The sequence below is a fragment of the Streptomyces sp. NPDC031466 genome, assembly GCF_055581265.1.
In genome coordinates this window covers 1-24,984 of the sequence record NZ_JBVIJT010000011.1, presented here as the reverse complement: position 1 = coordinate 24,984, position 24,984 = coordinate 1, and the positions used below count along the sequence as shown (strand labels likewise).

Below are 24,984 nucleotides of genomic sequence, written 5' to 3'. Positions count from 1 at the left end.
CGCCCGCACCGCCCGGAAGAGGCACCACGATGCCCGTGCCCACGCAAGAACTGAAACTGGAGATCGTCAACGCCGCCACGGGAAAGACCCTCGGCGTCATGGCCGCGCCGAACGCGAACGGGGCACTCGTCGTCCGGGACTTGCCCGACGGCGGCCCGCGCCCGGAACAGTGGCAGCTCACCCCTGTGCAGGCCGTGCAGGACGACCAGACCTACGTGATCCGCAACGCGGCCAGCGGCAAGGTGCTCGACAACCCCGCCGCCGCGGACCGCGGTGTCCGCCAGGGGGACGCCGCCGCCGGCAAGAAGAGCCAGCAGTGGCGCGTCGTCCCCGTCCAGGACGCGGCGGGCCTCTACTTCATCGAGGGCGCGTCCGCCGACACCGTCCTCGATCTCGCCGAGCCCGGCGACCCGGAGACCCGGGTCGTCCTGCGCGCGTACGACGACAGCGCGGAGAGCCAGCGGTGGCGTCTGGTTACGGCCGAGCCCGAGCGCACCGGCGACCTCGCGCTGCACTGGGCGCCGCTGAGCCACTGGAACGGCCGCACGTCCTGGCGGCTGGCCCGCTCGGCGGCGCTGCGCCCGGTGCCCGGCGCGGCGCCCTCCTTCAGCGACATGCTCCTCGTACTCAAACGGTTCGGGAGCGACCAGGACGCCGGCGGATGGAAGAGCGAAGGGCCCCATCGCCCGTCCGGCGGGCAGCAGGGCCGGTGGGCCGGGCTCGGCGCGCGGCTCCTCGCCGACACCACGGGAGGGGGACAGCACCACATCGTCGGCCTGAAGCCGGGGAAGGGCGCCGTGACGGCTTCCGGCAGGGGCGACGGCACGTTCGACGACGACGAGCGCGTCCTGCACCAGCCCGCACCCTCGCCCAGCCCGGCGGACCTGTGGACCCTCGCCGACATGAAGGGCGACGGCCGGCCCGATGTCGTCGTACTCGCCACCGACGGCGTCCGGATGTCCACCCAGGGGGAGGACGGGACGTTCGCGCCGCCGGGCGGCGAACTGGTCCTCGCGGCGTTCGGACACGGCAAGCAGGCAGGCGGGTGGCTCGCCGACGAGCATCCCCGCTTCCTCGCCGACACCACCGGTGACGGCAGGCTCGACGTCGTCGGCTGCCACGACGACGGCGTCTGGGTGTCCCTCCAGGACGAGGAGGGGAAGTTCGCGCCGCTCACCAAGGGACCCGCTCTCCGGGCCTTCGGCCACCACGACGAGGCCGGCGGGTGGCTCGCAGACAAGCATCCCCGCTTCCTCGCCGACACCACCGGCGACGGCAGGCTCGACGTCGTCGGCTGCCACGACGACGGCCTCTGGGTGTCCCTCCAGGACGAGGACGGCACCTTCGCCGAACCCCTGTACGTCCTCGACGACTTCGGGGTCGACCAAGGGTGGGAATCGGTCGCGGACTTCCCCCGGTTCGCCGTCGGGACGACCGGCGACGGAGCGGTGGACCTCGTCGGGTTCGGGCCGCAGGGCGTCGTCGTCTCGCGCGGGCGCGGCGACGGCACGTTCGAGCCCGCGAAGCTCGTCCTGAACGACTTCGGGGCCGGCCAGGGGTGGACGGGCGCCAAGCACCTCCGGTTCCTCGCGGACGTCACCGGGGACGGCACCCCGGACGTCGTCGGCTTCGGCGACGAGGGCGTCTGGGTGTCGCACAACACCGGCGGCGGCCGGTTCGAGCAGGCCCAACTGGTGTGCCGGGGCTTCGGGTACGGCGAGGAGGCCGGCGCCTGGCGGGTCGACCGGCACCCCCGCTTCCTCGCCGACGTCACCGGCGACGGACGCGTCGACATCGTCGGCTTCGGCGGCCCGGGCGTCCACGTGGCCCGCAATCTCTTCCGCCACTTCAGAACCCGGTAGTCCCCGGGGCGGTCAGGCCCGGCGCGCGGCCCGGCCCTGCCCCGACGCGCGCCGGTCCGGCGACCGCCGACGCCCAGACCTTTCGTGACTTCTTGAGATCAGCCGGGACCGCCTGCCACAGGCGGTCGTCCAGCGGTGAAGGGATGATGATGAGCACCCCCCAGAAGGCAGCCGACGGCGACGAGCAGTCCGACCCTCCGATCAGCACGGTCGCGGGCACCGGGGCCGCGGGGTTCGCGGGGGAGGACGAACCCGCCCTGACGGCCCAGTTGCAACGCCCCTACGGGATCGCGGTCGACAACACCGGCACGCTCTACTTCTCCGACTACAGCAACCACCGGATCCGCAGGATCACCACAGACGGCAGGGTCCGCACGGTCGCGGGCACGGGCGTCGCCGCCTACCGAGGGGATGGCGGCCCGGCCGCCGCGGCCCAGCTGAACTGTCCGCGCGAGGTGGCGGTGGACGACGCGGGCGCCGTCTACGTCGCCGACGCCGCCAACCACCGGGTCCGGAAGATCACGGTCGACGGGACGATCAGCACGGTCGCGGGAAACGGGTCCGCGGGCTTCGCCGGCGACCAGGGCCCGGCGACCGCGGCCCGGCTGCACTACCCGCACGGGGTGGCGGTGGACGACACCGGCGCCCTCTACATCGCCGAGTACGGCAACAACCGGGTCCGCAAGGTCACGGCGGACGGGACGATCAGCACGGTCGCCGGCAAGGGGACCCGGGGCTTCGGCGGAGACGACGGCCCGGCCACCGCGGCCCAGCTGAACTGCCCGTACGCGGTGGCCGTGGACGCGTCGGGCGAGCTGTACATCGCCGACTCCGAGAACCATCGGATCCGCAAGGTCACGGCGGACGGGACGATCAGCACGGTCGCCGGGAAGGGGACCGCGGGCTTCAGCGGTGACGGCGGCCCGGCCACCGCGGCCCAATTGAACAAGCCGTACGGGATCGCGGTCGACAGCACCGGCATCCTCTACATCTCCGAGTACGCCAATCACCGCGTCCGCAAGGTCACGGCGGACGGGACGATCAACACGGTCGCCGGGAAGGGGACCGCGGGCTTCAGCGGTGACGGCGGCCCGGCCACCGCGGCCCAATTGAACACGCCGTTCGGGCTCGCGGTGGACTGCGTCGACGCCCTCTACATCGCCGACCACATCAACCACCGGCTGCGCAAGATCGCGTCGACGAAGATGGCCGGGCTGCCCGATTCGGGCACCGTGGTCTCCTGGGCCAATGTCCGCAGCAGGCTGCGGATGGGCGTCCTGCGCGAGTCGACCAAGGACGGGGCCGAGGTCCACCAGACCCTGGCCGCCCCCGGGGACCACCAGCGGTGGCGCCTGGTCGCGGCGGGCCAGCACAACGGCGAAGTCCTGTACAGGATCGAGAACGTGCGAAGCGGCAAGGTCCTGGAAGTCGTCGAAGCGCAGGAGTCGGCCGGTGCGGTGGTCGCGCAGCGCGCCTACGAGGGCGGCGGCGCGCGTCACCAGCAGTGGCGCCTGATCCCCGTGGGACCGGCGACCGACACACCGCGGGTGTTCGAGATCGCCAACGGGAACAGCGGGCTGCTGTTGCGGGTCGACACCAACGCGCGCACGGTGATCAAGCAGGCCGGTGCCGAAGGCGACCACCGGGGCCGGCAGTGGCAGCTGCACCCCGCGTGAGGCTCGCGGCCCACCGCCTCGGTGCCGACTGGCCGCCGGTGTAGACCGTCGGCTTCGCCCATGGAGAGGGTGGCGGTGACGCCCGCGGGTGTGCCGCTGGCGCTCAGGTTCACGCTCTTGGCCTGTCCCGCCGTCACCGAGGTCTTCACGGTGGAGGTGGTCGCCGTTACCGAGAAGTCGTCGGTCGGGGCGCCGGTCGTGCTCCCCGCCCGACGGGCCCGCCCTCCCCCTACGCGGTCGCAGGGGTTGAACGCCCACGGGCAAGTACGGGCGCCCGCGACCGGACCACCCCGCATCCCCCCCCCGCTGCGACCACCACGTGACCAACACCGTTTTGCTGACGGTAGATTGAGGATCAACGACAGGCGGGACGTCCTGTCGCCGGGGGAGGCGCGGGGATGCAGGGGACGGTCCTGGACGGTCGGTACACGCTCGTGGAGCGCATCGGCGCGGGCGGTATGGGCGAGGTGTGGCGGGCCGAGGACTCGCGGCTCCAGCGGCGCGTCGCCGTCAAGGTCCTCAGCACGCCGCGCGGCACGACTCAGGCCGAGGCGGAACGCTTCCTCGCCATGTTCGTGCGCGAGGCGCGGGCCGCCGCGGCCCTGGACAGTTCGTACATCGTGCCGGTCTTCGACCACGGGTCGGCGAGCGGCGTCCCCTACCTCGTGATGCCGCTGCTGTCCGGGCGCACGGTACGGGAGCTGGTCCTGGACGCCGGGCCCCTGAGGCCCCAGCGGGTCGCCGTCATCTCCGCGCAGGTCTGCCGGGCCCTCGCCACCGCGCACCGGGCGGGCATCGTCCACCGCGACATCAAACCGGCGAACGTGATGGTGACGGACGAGGACACGGTCAAGGTCCTCGACTTCGGCATCGCCAAGTTCCTCGACGCCACCACCACGGCCGGATATCTGACGGGCACCGCTGACGCGCCCGTCGGCACCCTGCACTACATGGCTCCGGAGCGCTTCACGCGCGGTGCGGACGACGGCTACTGCGACGTGTACTCGCTCGGCTGCATGGTGTACGAACTCCTCACCGGGGCACCACCGTTCGACGCGGACTCCGCCGCCGCGCTGATGCACGGCCACGTGTACGAGACCCCGGACCGGCTCTCGGCGCGCCGCCCGGATCTCGCCCCCGAGTGGGACGACCTGCTCGGCCGGATGCTGGCCAAGGAGCCCGGCGACCGGCCGGACGCGCGGGAGGCCGGGGATGCCCTGCAGGCCCTGAGCGAACCAGGCCCCAGAGCCGCGGCCCCGCACCGGCCGGCCGCCCCCGGCTCCTACCTCCTCGCGCCGCCGCTGCCCCCGATGCCGCAGGCTCCGCCGCCCCCGTCGGCCGCGGAGCCGTCCCCCGCGCCCTGGGCCCCCGCCACCGGCCCGACTCCGTCCGCCTACCCATACCCCTTCCCGCCTTCGCCCGCGGACGGCCGCGTCCCGCCCCCTGCCGGCTTCGGACCGCCCTCGGTCCCCGCCGCCGGCAGATCGCGGGCCAAGGTGTGGGGCATGAGCGCCGTCGCGGTGCTGGCCGCCGGCGCGCTGGTGACGACCTTCACGCTCCTCGACCCGTTCGGGAACGACGAGGGGAGCGGCCGGAAGGAGAAGCAGAGCCAGGGCGAGGGCGGATCCGGCGGCCGAGAGATCCGGGCCGACAAGGTGACCGAGGCCATGACGCAGACCCTGAGCGTCGGCACCGCGGCCGACTCCAAGGGCCCCGCACCCGCCGTCGCCGGCGCCCGCAGAGGCGGCCGGGTCACCGTGCTCGAACCGGCGGAGTTCGCCTCGCTCGATCCCGCCCTGATGTGGCCCGGCGGCGCCGACGAACAGCTCGCACACCTCGTCTACCGCGGCCTCACCGCCTTTCGCACCGATGCCGAGGGCCGCGTGAAGGTCGTCGGTGACCTCGCCGAGGACGCCGGGCGGACGACCAACGGCCGCGACTGGACGTTCAAGCTCAAGAGCGGGCTCACCTACAACGACGGCAGACCCGTGCGCGCCAAGGACTTCCGGTACGCCATCGAGCGCACCTTCGCCTCCGACCTGGCCGGCGGCGACCGCACCCTGCGCACCTTCCTCTACGGCCTCAAAGGGGCGGACGCCAGATCCCCGCGGAAGAGCGCGGTCGAGACACCCGACGACCGCACGATCGTCTTCCACCTCGCCGGCGCCCACCGCGACCTCGACGTCATCCTCGCGGGCCCCTGGGGGACTCCGCTGCCGGAGGGGTCCGCCGACGGCACCGGCGGCCTCAAGGCGCTGCCGTCCACCGGCCCCTACCAGGTCAGTGACCCTGTGGACCCCAAGAACCTCACCCTCACCCGCAACCCCGAGTGGCGCAAGGACACCGACCCGGTGCGTGGCGCCTACCCCGACGGCTACCGCATCCAGACCGGCCTGCGCGTCGAGGAGATCCGGCACCGCATCGGCGCGGCGCGCAAGGGCGAGGCGCTGATGACCTTCAGCGGCACCGACCAACCCGCCGGCCTCCAGGGCCCGGCGGGCACCGCCGAGTCCGTCGAGGCAACCACCTGGCACACCCAGTCCTACGTCATCAACACCGAGCGGGTGAAGAACCTCAAGGTGCGCAAGGCCATCGCCGCCGCCCTGCCCAGGGACCTGATCCTCAAGGCGAGCGGCGGGGAAGGGAAGCTGGTCTCCCACTTCCTTCCGCCGGGGGTGCCCGGCTCGACCGGTTTCGACGGCGACGACCCGCGCGAGGACGGCGACCCGACCAAGGCCCGGCTGCTGCTCCAGGACGCGGACGAGCTGGGCTACCGCCTGACCCTCGCCCACCCGGACACCACCGCCGACAAGCAGCGCGCGGAGGCCGCCGAGGTGGGGCTGAAGAAGGCCGGCTTCGAGGTGACGGTCAAACAGGTGCCGACCGTCTCCTTCTGGAGCGGCGCGGCGAGCGGCAAGTACGACATGTTCCGCATGGCCGTCGGCGGTGGCATGCCCACCGCCTCCAACTACCTGCCCGACTACTTCGACGGACGCAACACCACCGGGAAGTCGAGCAACTACAGTCGGCTCGACGACAAGAAGGTGAACGCGGCGATCGACGCCGCGAACGCCGCGGACGATCTCAAAGAGGCGGGCGAGCGGTGGTCCGAGGTGAGCCGCCTGGTGAGGGAGCAGGCCGCCACCATCCCGGTCTACGTACCGAAGCGGACCTATCTGTACTCGCCGGCGCTGCGCGGGCTGCGGGTCGACCTGAGCGGGCTCTCACCGATCAACGCCTACGTACGAAAGTGAGATCGACCGCTGCTCATGAGCGCCATGGCCAAGACGTTCGTCACGCAGGAACTTCTGGAGGGGGACAGCACACATGAGCCACGACCAGTCCGGACCGTACGGCCAGCAGCCGCCGCAAGGTCAGCAGGGGTGGGGCCCGCCGCAGCCTCCCGGCCCCTATGGGCAGCAGCCCTCGTACGGTCAACAGCCCTCCTACGGTCAACAGCCCCCCTACGAAGGCGCGCCGGGTGGTTTCCCGCCCCCGCCGCAGGCCCCCAAGAAGAAGACGGGCCTGATCGTCACCGGCGCGGTCCTCGCCCTCGCGGTGATCGCCGGCGGCGCTTACTTCCTGCTCGCCGATGACGGCGACGGCGACAGCGCGGGCAACAGCGCCGTCGCCGAAAGCACCAAGGGCTACAAGCTCGTCGCCCCCGAGTCGGTCGACGACTACCGGAAGACGGGCCCCGGCGACACGGCCGGTGAGCTGACCGCCGAGCAGAAGAGCAAGGCCGAGGACCTCGGGGTGAGCAACCCCCGAGGTGCGTCCGGCGTCTACAACGCGCCCAGCACCGACCCCGACGACCCGACGAAGACCGGCGGCAAACGGCTGACCTTCGACGGCCTCTACGGTGACATCGACGACCCCGCCGAGGCACTCGACAACTACTTCGCCGGCCTCGACGAGAAGAGCCCCAAGGGCGGCGCCAAGGTCAAAGGGGTCCAGCTGCGGCCCGTCGGAAGCGCCGAGACCGTGCGTCCCACCGGATTCAAGGGCGCGCTGATGAAGTGCCAGGACGTGGAAGTCACCTTCGACAAGAGCGTCTTGCCCGCGGAGATCGCTGCCAAGGAGTACCAGTTCCCGGTCTGCGCCTGGGCCGACCACTCCACCCTCGGCGGTGCCAACGTCTTCGCCCTGGCTCAGTCGATGACCGGCGGCAAGGGTGCCTCGCGGGACGAGGTCGCCGCGCTGGCCGCCAAGCTCTACAAGACGGCCCGCCAGAAGGCCTGACACGCCCGGGGCGACCATCCGGGCTGCTGCTGTGTGACGTCCGTCCACGCGCCGGCGAACACCCTGAGCCCAGCGCCCCTCGCGTGTGGGCCAGTGCCCGTGTCCGATCTCGCCGACCGCGGGTGATCTCGTCGATCCCGGTCCAGGAGGCCGGTCAGGTCCTGGCTGTCCGTACTTACCCCCAAGGGTGAGCCGCTCATTCCCGGTCATCGCGGCGCTGCGGCAGGGGGCTGAACAGAACATCCTCACCCCCGGCGAGGACACTCGCAACTGGTGGACCGCCGGGAAGGTCAACGGCTGCGGCACCTGGCGGTGTTGTCGGCGGACGGCCACCGACTGAAACCGGACGAGACCGTCGCCCACAAGGCATAAGCCGCATGCACCGCATAAGGTGAGGGGACGATGAGTCTGATCACGGTGGGTGTCGAAGAGGAATACCTTCTGCTCGATCCCGCCTCCGGCTTTCCCGTCCCGCTGGCCGAGCAGGTCCGTGCCGCCGCAGGCCTCCAGCCGATCGTGGCGGAACGGGAGATCCAGGCGGAACTGATCGAGGCGCAGGTCGAGGTCGCCACTCCGGTCTGCACCGACCTCGACGAGGTCGGCGGCCACCTGCTGCGCCTGCGCCTCGCGCTGGGGCGCGCGGCGGAGAGCCTCGGCTGCCGCCTCGCGGCCTGCGGCACACCGCCGCTCAAGGAGGAGGCGCCGCTGCCGGTGACGAACCTGCCGCGCTACCGCGCCCTGCGCGCGCAGGCACCGCAGCTCGTGGCCGAACAGCTCGTGTGCGGCATGCACGTGCACGCCGCGGTGCCCGACCCGCAGATCGGCGTGGCCGTCCTGAACCGCGTCCGGCTGTGGCTGCCGGTCCTGGTGGCCATGTCGGCGAACTCCCCCTTCTGGGCGGGCCATGACACCGGCTTCGCCAGTTGGCGCACGGTCGTGTTCGGGCGCTGGCCGGTCAGCGGCCCGCCGCCGCACTTCGAGGACCTCGCCGACCACGAGCACCGGGTGCGCCGACTGCTCGCCTGCGGGGCGCTCATGGACCTGGGCCAGATCTACTGGCAGGCCCGCCTCTCCAGCCGCTACCCCACCATCGAGGTGCGCTGCTCGGACGTCCAGCTGCGCACGGACGAGGCGGTGATGTACGCCGGCATCGTCCGCGGGCTCGTCTCGACCGCCATCGAGGAGGTCAAAGCGGGCGTCCCGGTGCCGCCCTGCGCCCCGGAACTCCTCCAGGCCGCGAACTGGCACGCCGCACGGCACGGGCTCAGCGGATCGCTGGTGGACCGGGAGGGCAGGCTGCGCAGCGCCGGGGACGTGCTGTCCCAGCTCATGGACCACATCACGCCCGCCCTCGCGGAGGCCGGGGACACCCGCGAGGTCACCGCGCTCGTGCACCGCCTGCTCCAGGAGGGCACGGCGGCCGACCGGCAGCGCCGCGCCCTGGCCGAGGGCGGCCTGCGGGCCGTCGTCGACCTGATCATCAACGAGACCACCGCGGCCTAGGGCCTCTCTTTCGGATCAGGCCGCGAGCTGTGCCGACCGGTGCTCGGCGGCCTCGTTCTCGACGTGGGCCCGTACGCGCTTGCAGGCGCGGGTGATCAGGCGGGAGACGTGCATCTGGGAGATGCCCAGTTCCTCGCCGATGCGGGCCTGGGTCATGTCGTGGAAGAACCGCATGTTCAGGATGCGGCGCTCGCGCTCGCTGAGCCGGGCCAGGCTGGGCTTGACCGCTTCCCGCGCGATGACGACGTCGTAGCGCGGCTCGTCCGCGCCGAGGACGTCGGCCAGCGCGAACGAGTCGTCCCGGGAGCCCTGGGCACTCAACTGGGCGTCCAGCGACACGGCGCGGAAGCTGTCGATGGCCTCCATGCCGGTCAGCACGTCCTCCTCGCTCAGGTGGGTGTGCTCGGCGATCTTCGCCACCGTCGGAAAGCGGTCCTGGTCGGCGAGGGAGAGTTCCCGGATGGCGGCACGCACCTTGTTGCGCAGCTCCTGGACCCGCCGGGGCACATGAACGCTCCAGGCGTGGTCGCGGAAGTACCGCTTGACCTCTCCGACGATCGTCGGCATCGCGTACGGGACGAACGGACCCTGCGCCGGGTCGTAGCGGTCGACGGCCTTGACCAGGCCGAGGGCCGCCACCTGCTCCAGGTCCTCCAGCGGTTCCCCGCGGTCGCGGAACTTGCCCGCGAGGCGGTGGGCCATCGGCAGCCAGGCCTCCACCAACTGCTCGACCAGCCGTTGGCGCTCCGGGCCCGCCGGCAGCGTGGCCAGCCGCTCGAAGTCGGCGGTGGTGTCCGGAGTGTCCGCCGCTCGGCGCGCGTGTGCTGTCCTGCTCGGCATGGGGGGGCCTCCCGTCGAACTGCTGGTATCGGCAGCACGGGAGCGCGACGCCACACATCGCGAGGTGGCCTGGTCGGGGCCGCTCCCGTGAATGTGCCTGTCTGCCCAAGCACGTCGAAACGCCGTCTGTCCCCGATCGCGGCGGTCAAACAGGTCCGAGGGAGTGATCTGGACGAAGGGAGAGGGATCCGGACGAAGAGTGCGGGAGCCACGATGCGGCCGAAGCGCTGCCCGCGCACCTCGGGGCGTGGCGGCCTCCGGCAGCCGGGCGCTCAGCGGTGGCCGGAAGTCCTCCGTTGTCCACGGACTCGTGAGCGGGCCTGTGCTCCTCGCCGCCGGCGGGGTACTGGGGGCCCCGGACGCGGTGCTGTTCCCCGCGGCGGCTTTCCGGTTCTTTCCGGTTCAAGGAGGCACTCGGATGACGTTCAATCCGCTCGAACAGCGGGGCATCCCGCTGGACCGCCAGCTCCGCAGCTGGCGGGAGCTCGACGTGGCACCGATCGACCCGGACCACTGCGACCCGTACACCCGCTGCCGCATCATCGCGATGAACGGCATCGAGGTCGAGGCGATCATGTTCAGCCACCAGCTGGCCCGCAACACCGTCGACCCCGACGTCAAGCGACAGCTCGCCACCACCCGCTACATCGAGGCGCAGCAGCAGAAGGTCGTCAACTGGCTGCTGCCGGGTGTCTCCTCGGTGCTGGAGACGACGATCGCGTACGAGCAGGTGGCGGTGGACCTGACGGCGTGGGTCGCGCGGATGGAGCCGGACCCGTACCTGAAGCAGGCGTACCAGTTCGGCGTCCTGGAGGACTTCGACCATCTGTACCGGTACGCCAACCTGTACGAGATGATCGAGCACCGCAAGGCGGAGTCGATCGTCGACGGCCTGACCGAGGTCATGCCGGGCCGGCCCACCCGGTTCCACCACCGCGACCCGGTCGACAACGTCCGCGACCCCTACGACAAGGACGCCACGAACCCGATGTCCAAGCTGCACGCCCTGACGATCATGTCGGCGGAGCAGCAGACGATGAACTTCTACATGAACACCGGCCCCACCTACATGGAGCCGATCGCCCGGCAGCTCTACCAGGAGATCGGGCTGATCGAGGAGGAGCACGTCACGCACTACGAGTCCCTCGTGGACCCGGGCGAGACGTGGTGGGAGCAGCTGGTCAACCACGAGTACAACGAGTGCTACCTGTATTACTCGTTCATGGAGCAGGAGAGCGACCCTAGGGTCAAGGCGATCTGGGAGCTGCACCTGAACATGGAGCTGGAGCACCTGCACGCGGCCTGCGACCTGATGCGCTGGCACGACGGCCGCGAACCCGAGTCGGTCCTGGCGCCGGAGCTGCCGAACGTCCTCACCTTCGAGCCCAACAAGCAGTACGTGCGCGAGCTGCTGGACACCCAGATGGACCTGACCACCCTGGGCGCGGGCTATGTGCGCGAGGCGCACGAGCGGTTCGAGAAGATGCAGGAGAGCATCCACGGCGCCGAGGCGCCGCCCAGCGACCGGGTCATGACCGAGCACGCCGAGATGTTCGGCCGCGAGTACCGCGTGCAGACCGAAGGCGCGCACCCCGACCCCTCCCAGCGTGAGAAGTGAGGCGGACATGTCGACTCTGCGCACCCCTCGGGCCGGTGACGACCGGGCCGCGGACACCGATGTCGTCTCCCTGCTGACGCGTCAGCACGGGGACATCCGCAACCTCTTCGACGAGGTCGAGCAGACCAAGGGCGACGAGCGAAGGGACGCCTTCCACCGGCTGGTGCGGCTGCTGGCCGTGCACGAGACGGCGGAGGAGGAGGTCGTCCACCCCTTCGCCCGGCGGACCCTGTCCGGCGGCGAGCAGGTGGCGAAGGACCGGCTGGCGGAGGAACGCGCCGCCAAGGAGACGCTGGCCGCCCTGGACGACCTGGACACCGACGACCCGAAGTTCATGCCGCAGCTCCTGAAGCTGCGCAGGGACGTCCAGGAGCATGCCCGCGCCGAGGAGCGCTACGAGTTCTCCCACCTGCGCCGCAGCACCGACGCGGCCGGTCTGGCCGCCATGGCGAAGGCCGTGAAGGCCGCCGAGGCCATGGCTCCCACCCGGCCGCACCCGGGCGTGGAGTCCGGCGCGGCCAACCTCGCCCTCGGCCCGGTGGCCGCCCTCGTGGACCGCACCAAGGACGCGGTGCGCAAGGCCATGGGCAAGGACTGAGGACACGGTTGAGTACACGTACCGCGCGAGTTCCGAAGGTGTTCGCATGATTCTCGACAGGGTGGCTCGTGGAGCCGCCGCACGGCTGGCCCGGCGACGCGTCGCACCGGCCCTGCATCCGCACGGCGTGTGCTGCCGCGGCACGCTGGAAGTCCCGGGCGGTGCCCTGGCCGCCGGCGGCGGGTGGGAGGTGCCGTGGCTGGACCGGCCCGGCACCTACCCGGTGTCCGTGCGCTGGTCCCGCGCCCTCGGCCTGCCCGGCCGGCTGCCGGACGGCTTCGGCTTGGCGGTACGGGTACCGGACCCCGAGGGGCCGGGCAGGGGCCAGGGCGCTGGTGGGGCGGACCTGGACCTGCTGTTCACGTCCAGCGGGTCCGGTCGTCTGACCCGCCACCTGCCGCTCCCGCGCGCCAGGCCCCTGGCCGGGCCGTACTCGACGCTGCTCTCCTACCGGGTCGGTGCGCGCGAGCGCGTGCTGGCGCTCTTTCCGGCGGCCGGAGGGATGGACCTGACGGGGGAGCTGCCCGCACTGCGCGGCGCGCTCGCCCGCGGCCCGGTCCGCTTCGACCTGCGCGCGGCGGCCCCCGGCGAACCCTGGCGGACCATGGCCACCTTGACCCTCCACGACGTATGCACCGACGCGGCCCGCGTCTCCTACGACCCCTACGTGAACTGCCTGCCCACGCTGCACCCCACGCGCCGCCTGCGCGGCCTGCGGATCGCGGCGTACGCGGGATCCCGGGCCGGGAGGGGCGGGCCGCGGCCACATCCGATCACGCACCGGGCGGCACACGACAGGAACGGTTAGGGCTCCTCTCCCGGGTTGCGCCGGCGTGCAGGGCGGCCTCGGTCCACGTGGACACCCGCGGGTCGGCCCAGGCCAGGGTGATGGTGCGGTCAGCGGGCAGCAACGCCCTGATCAGCGCGGCGAGACGGACGTCCTCCGGTTCGAGCTCGATCGGCGTCGCCACGCCGTTGGACGGCACACCGTGCGACTTGGGACATGCCGCACCTGGGCATGCAAGTCCTCGTCGAAGAAGTGGCCCAGGCGGTGTCCGACTTGCCGAGGGGTGCCGCGAGTGCACTCGACCACCGACCTGCAGTCTCCTGACTACCTGGGGGCCATCCTGATGGCTCCGTCGAGCCGGATCGTCTCGCCGTTGAGCATCGGGTTCTCCACGACGTGCGCGGCGAACGCGGCGTACTCCTCGGGGTGGCCCAGTCGGGCCGGATGCGGAACCTGGCGACCGAGCGCCTCGATCGCGGACTCGGGGAGCGCGTCGAACATGGGCGTGCGGAACAGGCCCGGGGCGATCGTGACGATGCGGATGCGTTCCCGCGCCAGGTCGCGGGCGAGCGGCAGGGTCATGCCCGCGATGCCCGCCTTGGAGGCCGCGTAGGCGACTTGCCCGATCTGGCCGTCGAACGCGGCTGCGGAGGAGGTGTTGATGATCACTCCGCGTTCCTCGCCTTCCTCCTGGGACTGCGTCATCCGCGCGGCGACGAGCCGGGTGACGTTGAAGGTGCCGATCAGGTTGACCTGGACGACCTTGCTGAAGGCGCTCAGAGGGAACGGGCCGCTCCTGCCGACAGTTCTGAAGGCGTTGCCGATCCCGGCGCAGTTCACGGCTATGCGCAGGCTGCCGAGGCTGGAGGCGAGGTCGACCGCAGCGGTGACGTCCTCCTCGCTGGTGACATCGCCCTGGGAGAACACGACGCGGTCGCCCAGCTCTGCTGCGACGCCCTCGCCTCGGGAGGAACGGCCGAGGATCACCACGCTCGCGCCTCGATCGCGCAGCACGCGTGCGGTCGCCAGACCGAGGCCCGACGTTCCCCCGGTGACCAGCGCGACGTTTCCTTCGATTTGCACCCTGTGCTCCCATTCCGTGGTGTTGTGTTGCCCTGCCCAGAAGGGGCGTGATTCTATCTCGCACCGACCGCCGTCGAGTTCCCTGGACGGGATGTGACGCTCTGTTTGGGAGCCGAGTGGATCATCACGCTGCGCTTATTGATCAGGCTGTTGGCGAGGGGTAGTCTCTTGCCTGGCTATCGATGGCCGAATGCGTAGAGGGTCTAAGCGTAGAGGTTCTGACGCTATTCAGATCGTCAGCGTCAGCATCACAAGGGGGATTCATGGGAACTTTCACTCTGCTTCGCATGTGTGCGCCAGCGTAATTTCCGCGGGGTCGCAGCGGATCGATAAGCCCGCGTTCCGCGTTCCGTGTGGTCAGAGCGGTGCGCGTTTCATCTTCCCCTTACCTTTCATGCCTTCAAAGGCGTTACTGCGCGTCGTGCGCGCAACCTGGTGTTCATGTGTGAACCCGGTTGATGGGACTACGCTCCGATTCCCTCCGTGCAGGCTTGCGCTGCGTGAGAAATAAGAGCCCTGCGCGGTCGTTCTCGGACTGAGCTCCAGGGCTGGTTCGGTGCTGTACTGGAATGGATACCGATGAGCGACGTGTCGTCATTCGACGAGACTTTCACCGTCACTACCGACAATCCTTTGCTGCGCGGTCATATCGTGCACGGGCGTCATCTTCTGCCTGGTGTCGGTTATGTGGATCTCGTGCTGCAGGTCCTCGCCCGACACGGCCACGCCATGCCCGAGGTCGAACTGCGGAACCTCACCATCCTGGCGCCGCTGGTCGCCGCTCCGGGCGAGGAGGTCAGGACCACCGTGGCCGGGCGGCTCGCACCGGCGGGAGGATGGCGCATCGAGGTGCGCAGCCGTCGCGTGCAGGACGCCACGGACGTCCTGCACGCAGTGGTGTCGGTGAACCGATGCGTGCCCGTCTCCTTCCGCGAGCGGCTGACGCTCCCGCTCACCGGGGTGGACCGGGTCACCCGTCTCGCCGACATCTACACCTGGCTGCGGGAGCGCGACCTGGTCCACTCGGATCTGATGAGGATCACAGGCGCGGTGCACCACCGCTCCCAGGACTGGGTCGCGAAGGTGGAACTCGGCCCGGCGCATCACGCCACCGCAGGCAGGTTCCTCTTCCATCCGGCTCTGTTCGAGGGCGGGTTGCTCGGCGGCAGCGTGGGCAGCCACATGCTGCACGAGGGGGAAAGCGCCGAAGGTCTCTATCTGCCGCTCGTCTTCGAGTCGTTCCGGGCGGCCGCGCCGCTGGGCACGAGCTGCTTCGTCAGGGTTCCCGCCGACTCGATGCGCAGGGACGACGAACTGATCCGCCTGGCCGTGGAGTTCTACGATGAGAGCGGCCTGAAGGTCGCCGAGATCGGCCGTCTCGCGGCCAAGCGGGTCCGGTCCGTGACGGCGCTCGATGTGCGGGACGAGCCCGCGGCCGCGGCCTTCGGTGACCCTGGTACTGCCGTGACGCCGGTCACGGTTCCCTCCGGTGCCCCGGAGCCTGCACCCGCCGCCGGACGCGACATCGGTACCGTACTGCGGGAGTTGGTCGGGGAGCGCCTTGGGGTGCCGACGGCGCGGGTGAGCGTCGACGGGAGCTTCTACGAGCTGGGGCTCGCCTCGGCGGACCTGGTGTCCCTGGTGCCCGAGCTGGAGGACCGGCTGGCTCGACCGCTCTCGCCGACCGTCATGTTCGAGTACCGGTCGATCGCTGAGGTGGCGTCCGGACTGGGGGAGCAGACCCCGAAGGGGCAGGTGGCGGCCGATCCGGTCACCGCCCCCCGTACTCCTGCCGGAGAGGCCACCGTCGCCGTGCCGGGTGTGAGCGCCGCGACCCTCGCCGGCCTCACCGACGAGGTCGCCGCCCAGCTGAACGTCCCGGCCGCCGAGGTCGATCCGGACGCCGAGTTCGCCGAGTTCGGGCTCGACATCACCGGCCTCGGCCGGCTGGCCGCCCGGCTGACCGCCCGCTTCGGCGTGCCGCTCCCGCCCGCCGCGTTCCCGGCGCACCGGACCGTACGGGCCGTCGCCGAAGACCTCGCCGCCCAGCTGGCCGCCGTACGCCCGCACTCGGGGACGACGTCCCCGCACGACCCCGCCCAGGACGCCCGGGCCCGCCCGCACTCCCTGCTGCACACCGAAGTGCCGGGCGGCGAAGGTGGCGGTGAGGGCGTCACGTACCGGACGCGGTTCAGCGGCGACGAGCCGTTCCTGCGCGACCACCAGGTGCGCGGTGACCGCATCCTCCCCGCCGTCGCGCAGCTGGAGATGGCGCGCGCGGCGCTCTCCCGCACCCTGGGCGAGGGGCGCCCCGGCGCCCTACGTCTGGACGACGTGGTGTGGCTGAGGCCGGCGGTCAGCGGTCCGGACGGACTTGAACTGCGCGTCGACGTACGGGAACTCGCCGTCGGCGGCTATGAGTACGCCATCAACGGCGTCGGTACGGACGGCGCGGCCACGCCGTTCAGCCAGGGCCGGGCGAGCCTGGTGACCACCGGCGGGCGGAGCCTGCCGCGCCTCGACGACCTGCGTGCGCGCTGCACCGAGCGGACGATTCCCGCCGCCGACGTCTACGACCTGTACGCCTCCGTCGGCATGGACTACGGCCCGGCGCAGCGGTCCCTGGTGGAGCTGAGTCTCGGCACTGACGACGTCGGGCGGCCCCAGCTCCTCGCCGAGCTGCGGATCCCCCCGGCGGCGCCGGCCCTGGACGACTGCCTTCTGCACCCGAGCGTCATCGACGGAGCCCTCCAGGCCACCATCGGACTGCGCCTCGCGCCGCGACGGGGCGACGGCCGACAGGCCCGCCCCGCGCTGCCGTTCGCCCTGGATCACGTGGAGGCCGTCGCCGCCACGCCCGCCACGGCGTACGCCTGGGTGCGGCACCAGGCGGGCAGCGACCCCGACTCCGCGACCCCACGCCTCGACGTGACCGTGTTCGACGAGTACGGCCGGGTGTGCGCGGATGTGACCGGGCTGTGCACGCGGGTCCTGTCGGAGGGGCCGCGTGCAACGGAGGCCCCCCGCCCCGCGGACGCCCCGCTGGTCGAACCCACCCCCTCGGCCGAGCCCATACCCCTGACCGGGCCCGCGCCGCGGGCCGCGACCGACATCGCGATCATCGGAGTCAGCGGACGCTACCCGCAGGCGCCGGACCTGGACACCTTCTGGCAGAACCTCCGCTCCGCCCGTGACTGCATCACCGAGGTACCCGCGGACCGCTGGGACCACCGCCGCAACGCCGCCGCCGAGGGCTCCTCCTCCGGCAAGTGGGGCGGATTCCTCGACGGGATCGACCGGTTCGACCCGCTGTTCTTCCAGATCTCGCTGCACGAGGCCGAGCTGCTCGACCCGCAGGAGCGGCTCTTCCTCCAGTGCGCCCACCACACGCTGGAAGACGCCGGATACGCGGCGGGACCGGCTGGCAAGGTCGGCGTGTTCGTCGGCGTGATGTACCAGGAGTACCAGCTCCACGGTGCGCAGGCGCAGGAGCGCGGACAGCAGGCCGCACTGTCGGGCAGCGCGTCGAGCGTCGCCAACCGGGTGTCGTACTTCTACGACTTCACAGGGCCGAGCATGACCGTCGACACCATGTGCTCGTCGTCCCTGACCGCCATCCACCTGGCCTGCGAGGCCATCAGGACCGGTCAGTGCGAGACGGCGCTCGCCGGCGGCGTGAACCTCCACTCGCACCCCAACAAGTTCCTGATGCTCAGTCAGCGCAGATTCCTCTCCAGCGACGGCCGGTGCCGCAGCTTCGGCGAGGGTGGTGACGGCTATGTGCCCGGCGAGGGCGTCGGCGCCGTGCTGCTCAAACCCCTGGCTCAGGCCGTCGCCGACGGGGACCACATCCACGGCGTGATCAAGGCGACCGCCCTCAACCACGGCGGCCGGACCTCCGGCTACTCGGTGCCCTCCCCGTCGGCGCAGGGCGCGGTCATCGCGGAGGCGCTCACCGCGTCCGGCGTCGACACACGCTCGCTCGGCTACCTGGAGGCGCACGGCACCGGGACCGCCCTGGGCGACCCCCTCGAAGTCGTGGGCTTGAACAAGGCGTTCGAGACGCACGGCGTTCTGCCGGAGCACTGTGCGATCGGCTCGGTCAAGTCCAACATCGGACACTGCGAGAGCGCGGCCGGCATCGCGGGGCTCACCAAGGTGCTCCTGCAGATGCGGCACGGCGAACTGGTCCCGAGCCTGCACTCCCACATCCTCAACCGGCGCATCGACTTCGACAGCACCCCGATGCGGGTGCAGCAGCACCTCGAGCCGTGGCGCCGGCCCACCGCGGTGGTCGACGGGAAGGAGCAGACGCTCCCGAGGGTCGCCGGGGTCTCCGGCTTCGGCGCGGGCGGCTCCAACGCCCATGTCGTCGTCGCCGAGTACGTGCCGCAGACCCTGCGCCGGGCGACGCCCGCACGCCCCGCGCTGCTCGTGCTCTCCGCACAGACTGAAAAGCAACTCGTCCAGCAGGCACGGCAGTTGCGTACACGTTTGGCCGACCTCGCCGACGGCACCCTTCAGGACGTCGCGTGGACCCTGCAGACGGGCCGCATGGCGCTGGACGAGCGCCTGGCCTTCGCGGCGGCCTCCCTCGACGAGGCCGGTGCGCTGCTCGACGCGTTCGTCGCCGCCCCCGGGAGCCCGGGGGCGTGGGCGCGGGGCACCGTACGCCTCGGGGACCGGCCCGACGGCTCCGGCGACGACACGCTGCGCGCCGCGGTGGCGGACTGGACGGACCGGGAGGAACCCGGCGAGCTGCTGCGCCTGTGGGTGCGGGGAGCCGCGGTGCGCTGGGAGACGCTGCACCGCTCGACCCCCTCTCCCCGGCGCGTCAGCCTGCCCGGATACCCCTTCGCCCGGGACCGGTGCTGGTTCGACCCGGAGCCGGACGGAGCGCCGGACGGACGGCAGGCCCCGGGCGGCGTGCGCAGCGGTCGGGCCGGAGGCCACGTACACGTGGAGAGCGGACCGGTCGGAGGCGGCGTGCAGGGCGAGCTGGTGCTCCTGCGCCCCGAGTGGGTCGAGGGCACCCGGGCCGCCGTACGCGAACAGGGGGCCTCAGACGCGGAGTTCGGCGAGCGCCACGTGGTCGTGATCGGCCGCCTCGGCGAGAAGGAGCGCGACACCCTGCGGTCCGCGCTGCCCGCCGGTACGGCGTACCACTTCGAGGCCCTGGCGGACGGCGCGCTGGACGGGCAGTACGCCCTGGCCGCGGCGCGCGTGTTCACGCTGGCCCGCGAGATCCTTCAGGGTGGTGTGCGGCGGCCGGTGCTGCTGCAGGTCGCCCTGGTCGGCGCCGCGGGAACGGACGCCGAACGGGAGCACCTGGCCTGCTTCGGCGGCCTCACGGGGCTGCTGCGCACGGCCCACCAGGAGAACCCCCTGCTGCACACCCAGTACGTCGAGTGCCTGGACGGAGCGGTACCGGCCACCGTCGCCGCCCGCCTGGCCGCGGAAGCCGTGCCCGACCCCGAGCCCGAGGTGCGCCACCGCGACGGACGCCGCCTGGTGGTACGACAGAGGGAGATCCGTTCCGCGACGAGCGCGGCCGCGCCCTGGCGGGAGAACGGTGTCTACCTGATCACCGGGGGCGTCGGCGGCCTCGGCCGGATCGTGGCGCACGAGATCGCCGCGTCCGTCGGGCACGCCACCGTGGTGCTCACCGGCCGTTCACCGCTGGGCGAGGAGCAGCGCGGCGCGCTGAACGCGCTGCGCGCGGCGGGCCTCACCGTGGACTACCAGCGCGCCGACGTCGCCGACCGTGACACGGTCGCCCGTGTGCTGTCCCATGTGGCGCACACCCACGGGTCGTTGACAGGCATCGTGCACAGCGCGGGCGTCGTCGAGGACGGCTACCTCCTGCGCAAGAGCGAGGAGGAGCTGGCGCGGGTCCTTGCCCCCAAGGTCGCGGGCCTGGTGAACCTGGACGAGCTCAGCGCGGACCAGCCACTCGACGTCTTCCTGTGCTTCTCGTCCATCGCGGGGGCCTTCGGCAACGCCGGGCAGGCCGACTACGCCGCGGGCAACGCGTTCATGGACGCGTACGCCGCCTATCGCAACCGCCTCGCCGACGCGGGCGCGCGCCACGGCAAGGCCGTGTCCATCGGCTGGCCCCTCTGGGAGGAGGGCGGCATGGGAGGCGGCGCCGTGCGCGAGAACCTGCGCAGCGTCGGCCTGGCCCCCCTGGACACCGCCCGCGGCCTCACGGCGCTGCGGTGCGCCCTGGCCCCCGCGGAGAACGGCCTCGCCGACGGCAGGCTGATCGTCGTCGTGGGGGAGCGGGAGGGGGTGTTGTCCCGGCTCATCGCCGACGAAGCGGAGCCGCGGGCCGTGGCGAACGCACCCGAGGCCGCACCCGCGGCGGAGCCCGCCTCTCCCGCCCCCGTCACCGCGCCCTCCGGTACGCGCGACGAGGACGCGGCCCTTGAGGACAAGACGGTGGCCCACCTGCGCCGCGTGCTCGCGGCGTCGCTCAAGCTCGGTCCCGAACGCATCGCCGTCGACGCGCCGTTGGAGCGGTACGGCATGGACTCGGTCATCGCGGTGGGCGTGATCTCCGGCCTGGAGGAGTCGTTCGGGCGGCTCTCCCGGACCCTGCTCTTCGAGGTCGAGACCATCCGCGACCTGGCCCGGTACTTCATCACCGACCACCCGCGGGCACTGCGCGCGCTGCTCGGTGAACCGGCACGTCCCGCGGTCGCGGCGCCCGCGACGGAGACCGCCAAGGCCCCGGAAGCGCCCGCCCCCGACGCCCGTATCGAGGTACGTGACCGCGCCGCTGCCCCTGCCGGAGAGGCCGCGGGCCCCGTACAGGAATCCGCTCGCGCCAAGGACGTCGCGATCATCGGCATCAGCGGGCGCTACCCGCAGGCCGGCGACCTCGGCGCGCTGTGGGCGAACCTCCGCGACGGCAAGGACAACGTCACCGAGGTGCCAGCCGACCGCTGGGACCACGAAGCCCTGTTCGGCGGCCTGGACGAGAGCCGGGCCCGGCCCGGCGAGTGGGGCGGTTTCCTCGACGGCGTCGACCGGTTCGACCCGCTGCTCTTCGGGATCTCGCCCCGCGAGGCCGCGGCCCTCGACCCACAGCAGCGGCTCTTCCTGGAGACCGTCTGGCAGCTCCTGGAGCAGAGCGGCGTGACCCAGGAGGTCATCGAGCGGCGCTACGGGCGGCGTGTCGGCGTCTACGTCGGCGCGGCCTACCACCTGTACCGCGCCGACGAGTCGGCGGACCCCGCCCTCGCGGCGCTCACCTCCGCGGCCTCGTACAACATGATCGCCAACCGCGTCTCGCACTTCTTCGGCCTCGAAGGGCCCAGCCTCGCCGTGGACAGCATGTGCGCGTCGTCGGCCATGGCCATCCACCTGGCCTGCGCGGACGTGCTGCGGGGCGAGGCCGAACTGGCGGTCGCCGGCGGCATCAACCTCACCGTCCACCCGGACAAGTACGTGGCGCTCGCCGAGCTGCAGCTGCTCGGCAGCGGCCCCGGCAGCCGCAGTTTCCGCGACGGGGACGGCTACCTGCCCGCCGAGGCCGTCGGCGCCGTACTGCTCAAGTCTCTGGAGGCCGCGGTACGCGACGGGGACCGGATCCACGCCGTCATCAAGGGCACGGCCTCCATGCACGGCGGCCGGGCCAACGGCTTCATGACGCCGAGCCGCAGGACGCAGGTGAAGGTCATGCGGCGGGCCCTGGAACAGGCCGGTGTCGCGGCGGACTCCATCGGATACGTCGAGGCCGCGGCCAATGGAACGGCGTTCTCCGACGAGGTCGAGTTCCGCGCCCTGCGCGAGGTGTTCGACGGGGTGACCGAGCCGGTGGCGCTCGGCACCGTGAAGTCGAACCTCGGCCACCCCGAGGCCGCCTCCGGCATCGCCCAGCTCACCAAGGTCGTCCTCCAGCTCCAGAACAGGGAGCTCACGCCCCTGACGGCGACGGGCGACCCCAATCCCAACCTGGACTTCGACGGCACCCCGCTGAGCCTGTGCGAGGAGCTCGCGGAGTGGCGGCCGCGCGGCAGCGCGGACGTGGACGGTACGCCGTCGCCCCGCCGCGCGCTCATCAACTCCGTGGCCGCGGGAGGCAGTCACGTCAGCCTGGTCGTCGAGGCGCCGCCGGCCGCGCGGGCGGACACGGACGCCGCACGGGACGCGGGACCCCAGTTGGTGGTGGTGTCCGCGGCCACGCCCGAGCGACTGCGTACGGCGGCACAGCGGCTGAGCGCGTTCCTGGACGACGACGCGTCCGCGTCTCTCGCCGACATCGCGTACACCTCGCAGCTGGGCCGCGAACCGATGTCCGAGCGGCTTGCCGTCGTGGCGGGTTCTGCGGACGAGCTGAAGCGGGGCCTCGACTGGTACCTCGCGGACGGCGTACGGGAGGCGGACGACACGCTCGCCCCCGTGCCGGTCCACCACGGCAACGCCGAGGAGGACGCGGGCCCGCTGGGCACCGTCCTCTCCGGCGCCCGGGGCGAGGCGTTCCTCGCGGGCCTCGTCGCGGACCGCGCGCTGGAGCACCTCGCCGAGCTGTGGGTGCGCGGTGCTGCCGTGCCGTGGGGCGGACTGCACGACGGCCGCCGCCGTCTGGCGCCGCTTCCGCCGACGGCCTTCGTGCCGGGGCAGTACTGGGTCGGACGCAGGCCGGGAGCCGTGCCCGCCGTACGGGCCGACGCGGCTCACGGCGCGGCGTCATCCGACAGCGCCGCGAGCGCCGCCACCGACCGCTCCACGCGGCGGCAGGACCCGGCTCCCAGCGACGCCGAGCAGACCCTGCTCGACGCCTGGTCGGAGCTCCTAGGCATCGACGCCGCCGACCTCGGGCCGACCAGCAACTTCATCTCCCTGGGCGGAAATTCACTGCTCGCCACACGATTGATCAACCTGCTCAAGCGGCGGACCGGAGCGGAGCTCCCCGTCCAGGCGCTCTTCGAAGCGCCGCGGTTGGCCGACATGGCCGCCGAGCTGGAGCGCCGTACCCCCCTCGGATCCGTCGGAGCCCTCGACGTGAAGGCGATTGTCGAGGGCATCGCCCTCGTCGAAGCCATGAGCGACGCGGAGCTCGACGCACTGGACATCGCGAAGTAAGCAGACAGGACGATGATGACCATCATCAATGATCAGGGCGTGCAGGTTCTCGCGCACAGGATCCGATCGCTGTCGCCCAAGCGGCGGCGCGCCCTGATGGCCGTGCTGGAGAAGCAGGGCGTCGACCTCTCCGTACTCGACCTCGTACGCGATCTCTCCGGGTCCGGTGCCGTTCCGCTGTCGACCCGCCGCCCGGACGAGCCCGTGCCGCTCTCCTTCACCCAACAACGCCTCTGGTTCTTGGCTCAGTTGGACGGTGCCGGCTCGGCGTACAACATTCCGATGGCGGTGCGGCTGCGCGGGCACCTCGACCGCCCCGCCCTCATGGGCGCGCTGCGCGAGGTGGTGCTTCGGCACGAGGCCCTGCGCACCCGCTTCGTGAACCGCGACGGCGTCCCGTACCAACACATCGGCGACGGCACGGACTTCGAGGTCCGGCAGGAGGACCTCGCCGACCTCGCCGAGCTGCCCCGCATCTGCGCGCAGGAGGCCGCCGCCCCCTTCGATCTGGAGCACGACACGCTGATCAGGGCCCGGCTGCTGCGCCGGTCCGACCAAGAGCACGTCCTGCTGGTGACGATGCACCACGGTGTCTCCGACGGCTGGTCGGTCGGCGTTCTCTATCGCGACCTCATCGCCCTCTACGAGGCGCTGTGCGCGGGCCGTCCCTCGCCGCTGGAGCCGCTGCCGCTCCAGTACCCGGAGTACGCGAACTGGCAGCGGGAGTGGCTGGACGACGGGGTGCGGGAGCCGCAGGTCGCGTACTGGCGCGAGCGGCTCGCCGGAGTCGATCCGCGGCTCTCCTTGCCCACGGACCGCGAACGCCCACCGGTCAAGACGTACAACGGCGCACGGGAGACCTTCCTCTGTCCGGCCGAACTCCTCGACGCGCTGCGAGAGGTCGGCGCCCGTAACGACGCCACGCTGTACATGACGCTGTTCGCCGCCTACTCCGCCCTGCTGCACCGCTACACGCGGCAGACCGACGTCGCCGTCGGCACGGTGGTGGCGAACCGCGGCCGCGCCGAGTTCGAGGGGCTCATAGGCTTCTTCGCCAACACCTTGGTGCTGCGCACCGACCTGTCCGGTGACCCGACCTTCCCCGAGCTCCTCGCCCAGGTGAAGCGGCGGGCCCTTGAGGCGTACGAGCACCAGGACGTGCCCTTCGAGGCCGTCGTGGACGCCCTGCGCCTGGAGCGCAGCCTCAGCCACTCGCCGGTCTTCCAGAACATGTTCGTGCTCCAGGAGGCACAGACCTCCGAAGAGGCCAAGCTGGGCGACCTGGAGGTCCTGCCGGTCGAGGTCGACGTACAGGCCACCAAGTTCGACGTCACCCTCGACCTGCGCGAGACCCCGGACGGGCTCGCCGGCTTCGTCGAGTACAACACCGACCTGTTCGACGCCGAGACCATCCGGCGCTTCGTGCGCCACTACACCCACCTGCTCGCCTCCGTTGCCGCCGAGCCGGAGGAGAGGGTCTCCCGGCTCACCGAGCTGCCGGCCGCCGAGCGTCGGCGTGTGGTGGAGGAGTGGAACGAGGCTCCGGCCGGTCTGGTGGCGGAGGAGCGGTGTGTGCATGAGTGGTTCGAAGGTGTGGTGGCGGGTGCGCCGGACGCGGTGGCGGTGGAGTTCGAGGGCCGTGCGCTGACGTATGGCGAACTGAACGCCCGGGCCAACCGCTTGGC

The 24,984-nt window shown here is 71.8% G+C and carries 13 protein-coding genes; 11 read left to right on the top strand and 2 right to left on the bottom strand.

Going from position 1 to position 24,984, the window contains the following annotated elements; translation table 11 throughout:
• Window positions 1-29: 29 nt before the first annotated feature.
• The 6 genes from ACZ5GP_RS26520 to ACZ5GP_RS26495 all read left to right on the top strand — a co-directional run bounded on the left by ACZ5GP_RS26520 (window position 30) and on the right by ACZ5GP_RS26495 (window position 9,283).
• Window positions 30-1,862, top strand: coding sequence for an FG-GAP-like repeat-containing protein (locus ACZ5GP_RS26520; protein ID WP_468753191.1), 1,833 nt, complete (start codon window positions 30-32; stop codon window positions 1,860-1,862).
• A gap of 149 nt (window positions 1,863-2,011) precedes the next feature.
• Window positions 2,012-3,538, top strand: coding sequence for an NHL domain-containing protein (locus ACZ5GP_RS26515; protein WP_468753190.1), 1,527 nt, complete (start codon window positions 2,012-2,014; stop codon window positions 3,536-3,538).
• Between the two features lie 398 nt (window positions 3,539-3,936).
• On the top strand, window positions 3,937-6,792 hold the full coding sequence (locus ACZ5GP_RS26510; protein ID WP_468753189.1) for an ABC transporter substrate-binding protein: 2,856 nt from the start codon (window positions 3,937-3,939) through the stop codon (window positions 6,790-6,792).
• 73 nt (window positions 6,793-6,865) lie between these two features.
• Entirely contained in the window at window positions 6,866-7,780 is a 915-nt protein-coding gene (locus ACZ5GP_RS26505; RefSeq protein WP_468753188.1) for a hypothetical protein, read from the top strand.
• Between the two features lie 187 nt (window positions 7,781-7,967).
• A complete protein-coding gene (locus ACZ5GP_RS26500) occupies window positions 7,968-8,120 on the top strand; it encodes a hypothetical protein (RefSeq protein ID WP_468753187.1) in 153 nt (50 codons plus the stop codon).
• 62 nt (window positions 8,121-8,182) lie between these two features.
• The gene (locus ACZ5GP_RS26495; protein ID WP_468753186.1) at window positions 8,183-9,283 is read left to right on the top strand and encodes a glutamate--cysteine ligase; all 1,101 of its coding nucleotides are present in this window, start codon (window positions 8,183-8,185) and stop codon (window positions 9,281-9,283) included.
• Between the two features lie 15 nt (window positions 9,284-9,298).
• Here the strand turns inward: ACZ5GP_RS26495 and ACZ5GP_RS26490 are convergent, their stop codons facing one another.
• Window positions 9,299-10,123: a SigB/SigF/SigG family RNA polymerase sigma factor gene (locus tag ACZ5GP_RS26490; protein ID WP_468753185.1), complete on the bottom strand. Its 825-nt coding sequence runs from the start codon at window positions 10,121-10,123 to the stop codon at window positions 9,299-9,301.
• A 418-nt stretch (window positions 10,124-10,541) separates the two neighbouring features.
• Here ACZ5GP_RS26490 and ACZ5GP_RS26485 point away from each other — a divergent pair, with 418 nt between their 5' ends.
• The 3 genes from ACZ5GP_RS26485 to ACZ5GP_RS26475 are packed head-to-tail and all read left to right on the top strand — an operon-like array spanning window position 10,542 to window position 13,147.
• Window positions 10,542-11,741 (top strand): hypothetical protein, encoded by a 1,200-nt coding sequence (locus ACZ5GP_RS26485; RefSeq protein ID WP_468753184.1) that lies wholly within the window; start codon window positions 10,542-10,544, stop codon window positions 11,739-11,741.
• A gap of 7 nt (window positions 11,742-11,748) precedes the next feature.
• The gene (locus tag ACZ5GP_RS26480; RefSeq protein ID WP_468753183.1) at window positions 11,749-12,339 is read left to right on the top strand and encodes a hemerythrin domain-containing protein; all 591 of its coding nucleotides are present in this window, start codon (window positions 11,749-11,751) and stop codon (window positions 12,337-12,339) included.
• 46 nt (window positions 12,340-12,385) lie between these two features.
• Window positions 12,386-13,147 (top strand): phosphodiesterase, encoded by a 762-nt coding sequence (locus ACZ5GP_RS26475; RefSeq protein ID WP_468753182.1) that lies wholly within the window; start codon window positions 12,386-12,388, stop codon window positions 13,145-13,147.
• Between the two features lie 303 nt (window positions 13,148-13,450).
• Here ACZ5GP_RS26475 and ACZ5GP_RS26470 read toward each other — a convergent pair whose 3' ends face one another.
• Entirely contained in the window at window positions 13,451-14,209 is a 759-nt protein-coding gene (locus ACZ5GP_RS26470; protein ID WP_468753181.1) for a 3-hydroxyacyl-CoA dehydrogenase, read from the bottom strand.
• A gap of 579 nt (window positions 14,210-14,788) precedes the next feature.
• Between ACZ5GP_RS26470 and ACZ5GP_RS26465 the strand changes: the two genes are divergently transcribed.
• Together ACZ5GP_RS26465 and ACZ5GP_RS26460 are read left to right on the top strand one after the other, a co-directional pair.
• Window positions 14,789-23,299: an SDR family NAD(P)-dependent oxidoreductase gene (locus ACZ5GP_RS26465; protein WP_468753180.1), complete on the top strand. Its 8,511-nt coding sequence runs from the start codon at window positions 14,789-14,791 to the stop codon at window positions 23,297-23,299.
• A 15-nt stretch (window positions 23,300-23,314) separates the two neighbouring features.
• On the top strand, window positions 23,315-24,984 hold a 1,670-nt coding region (locus ACZ5GP_RS26460), incomplete at its 3' end, for a condensation domain-containing protein (RefSeq protein WP_468753179.1).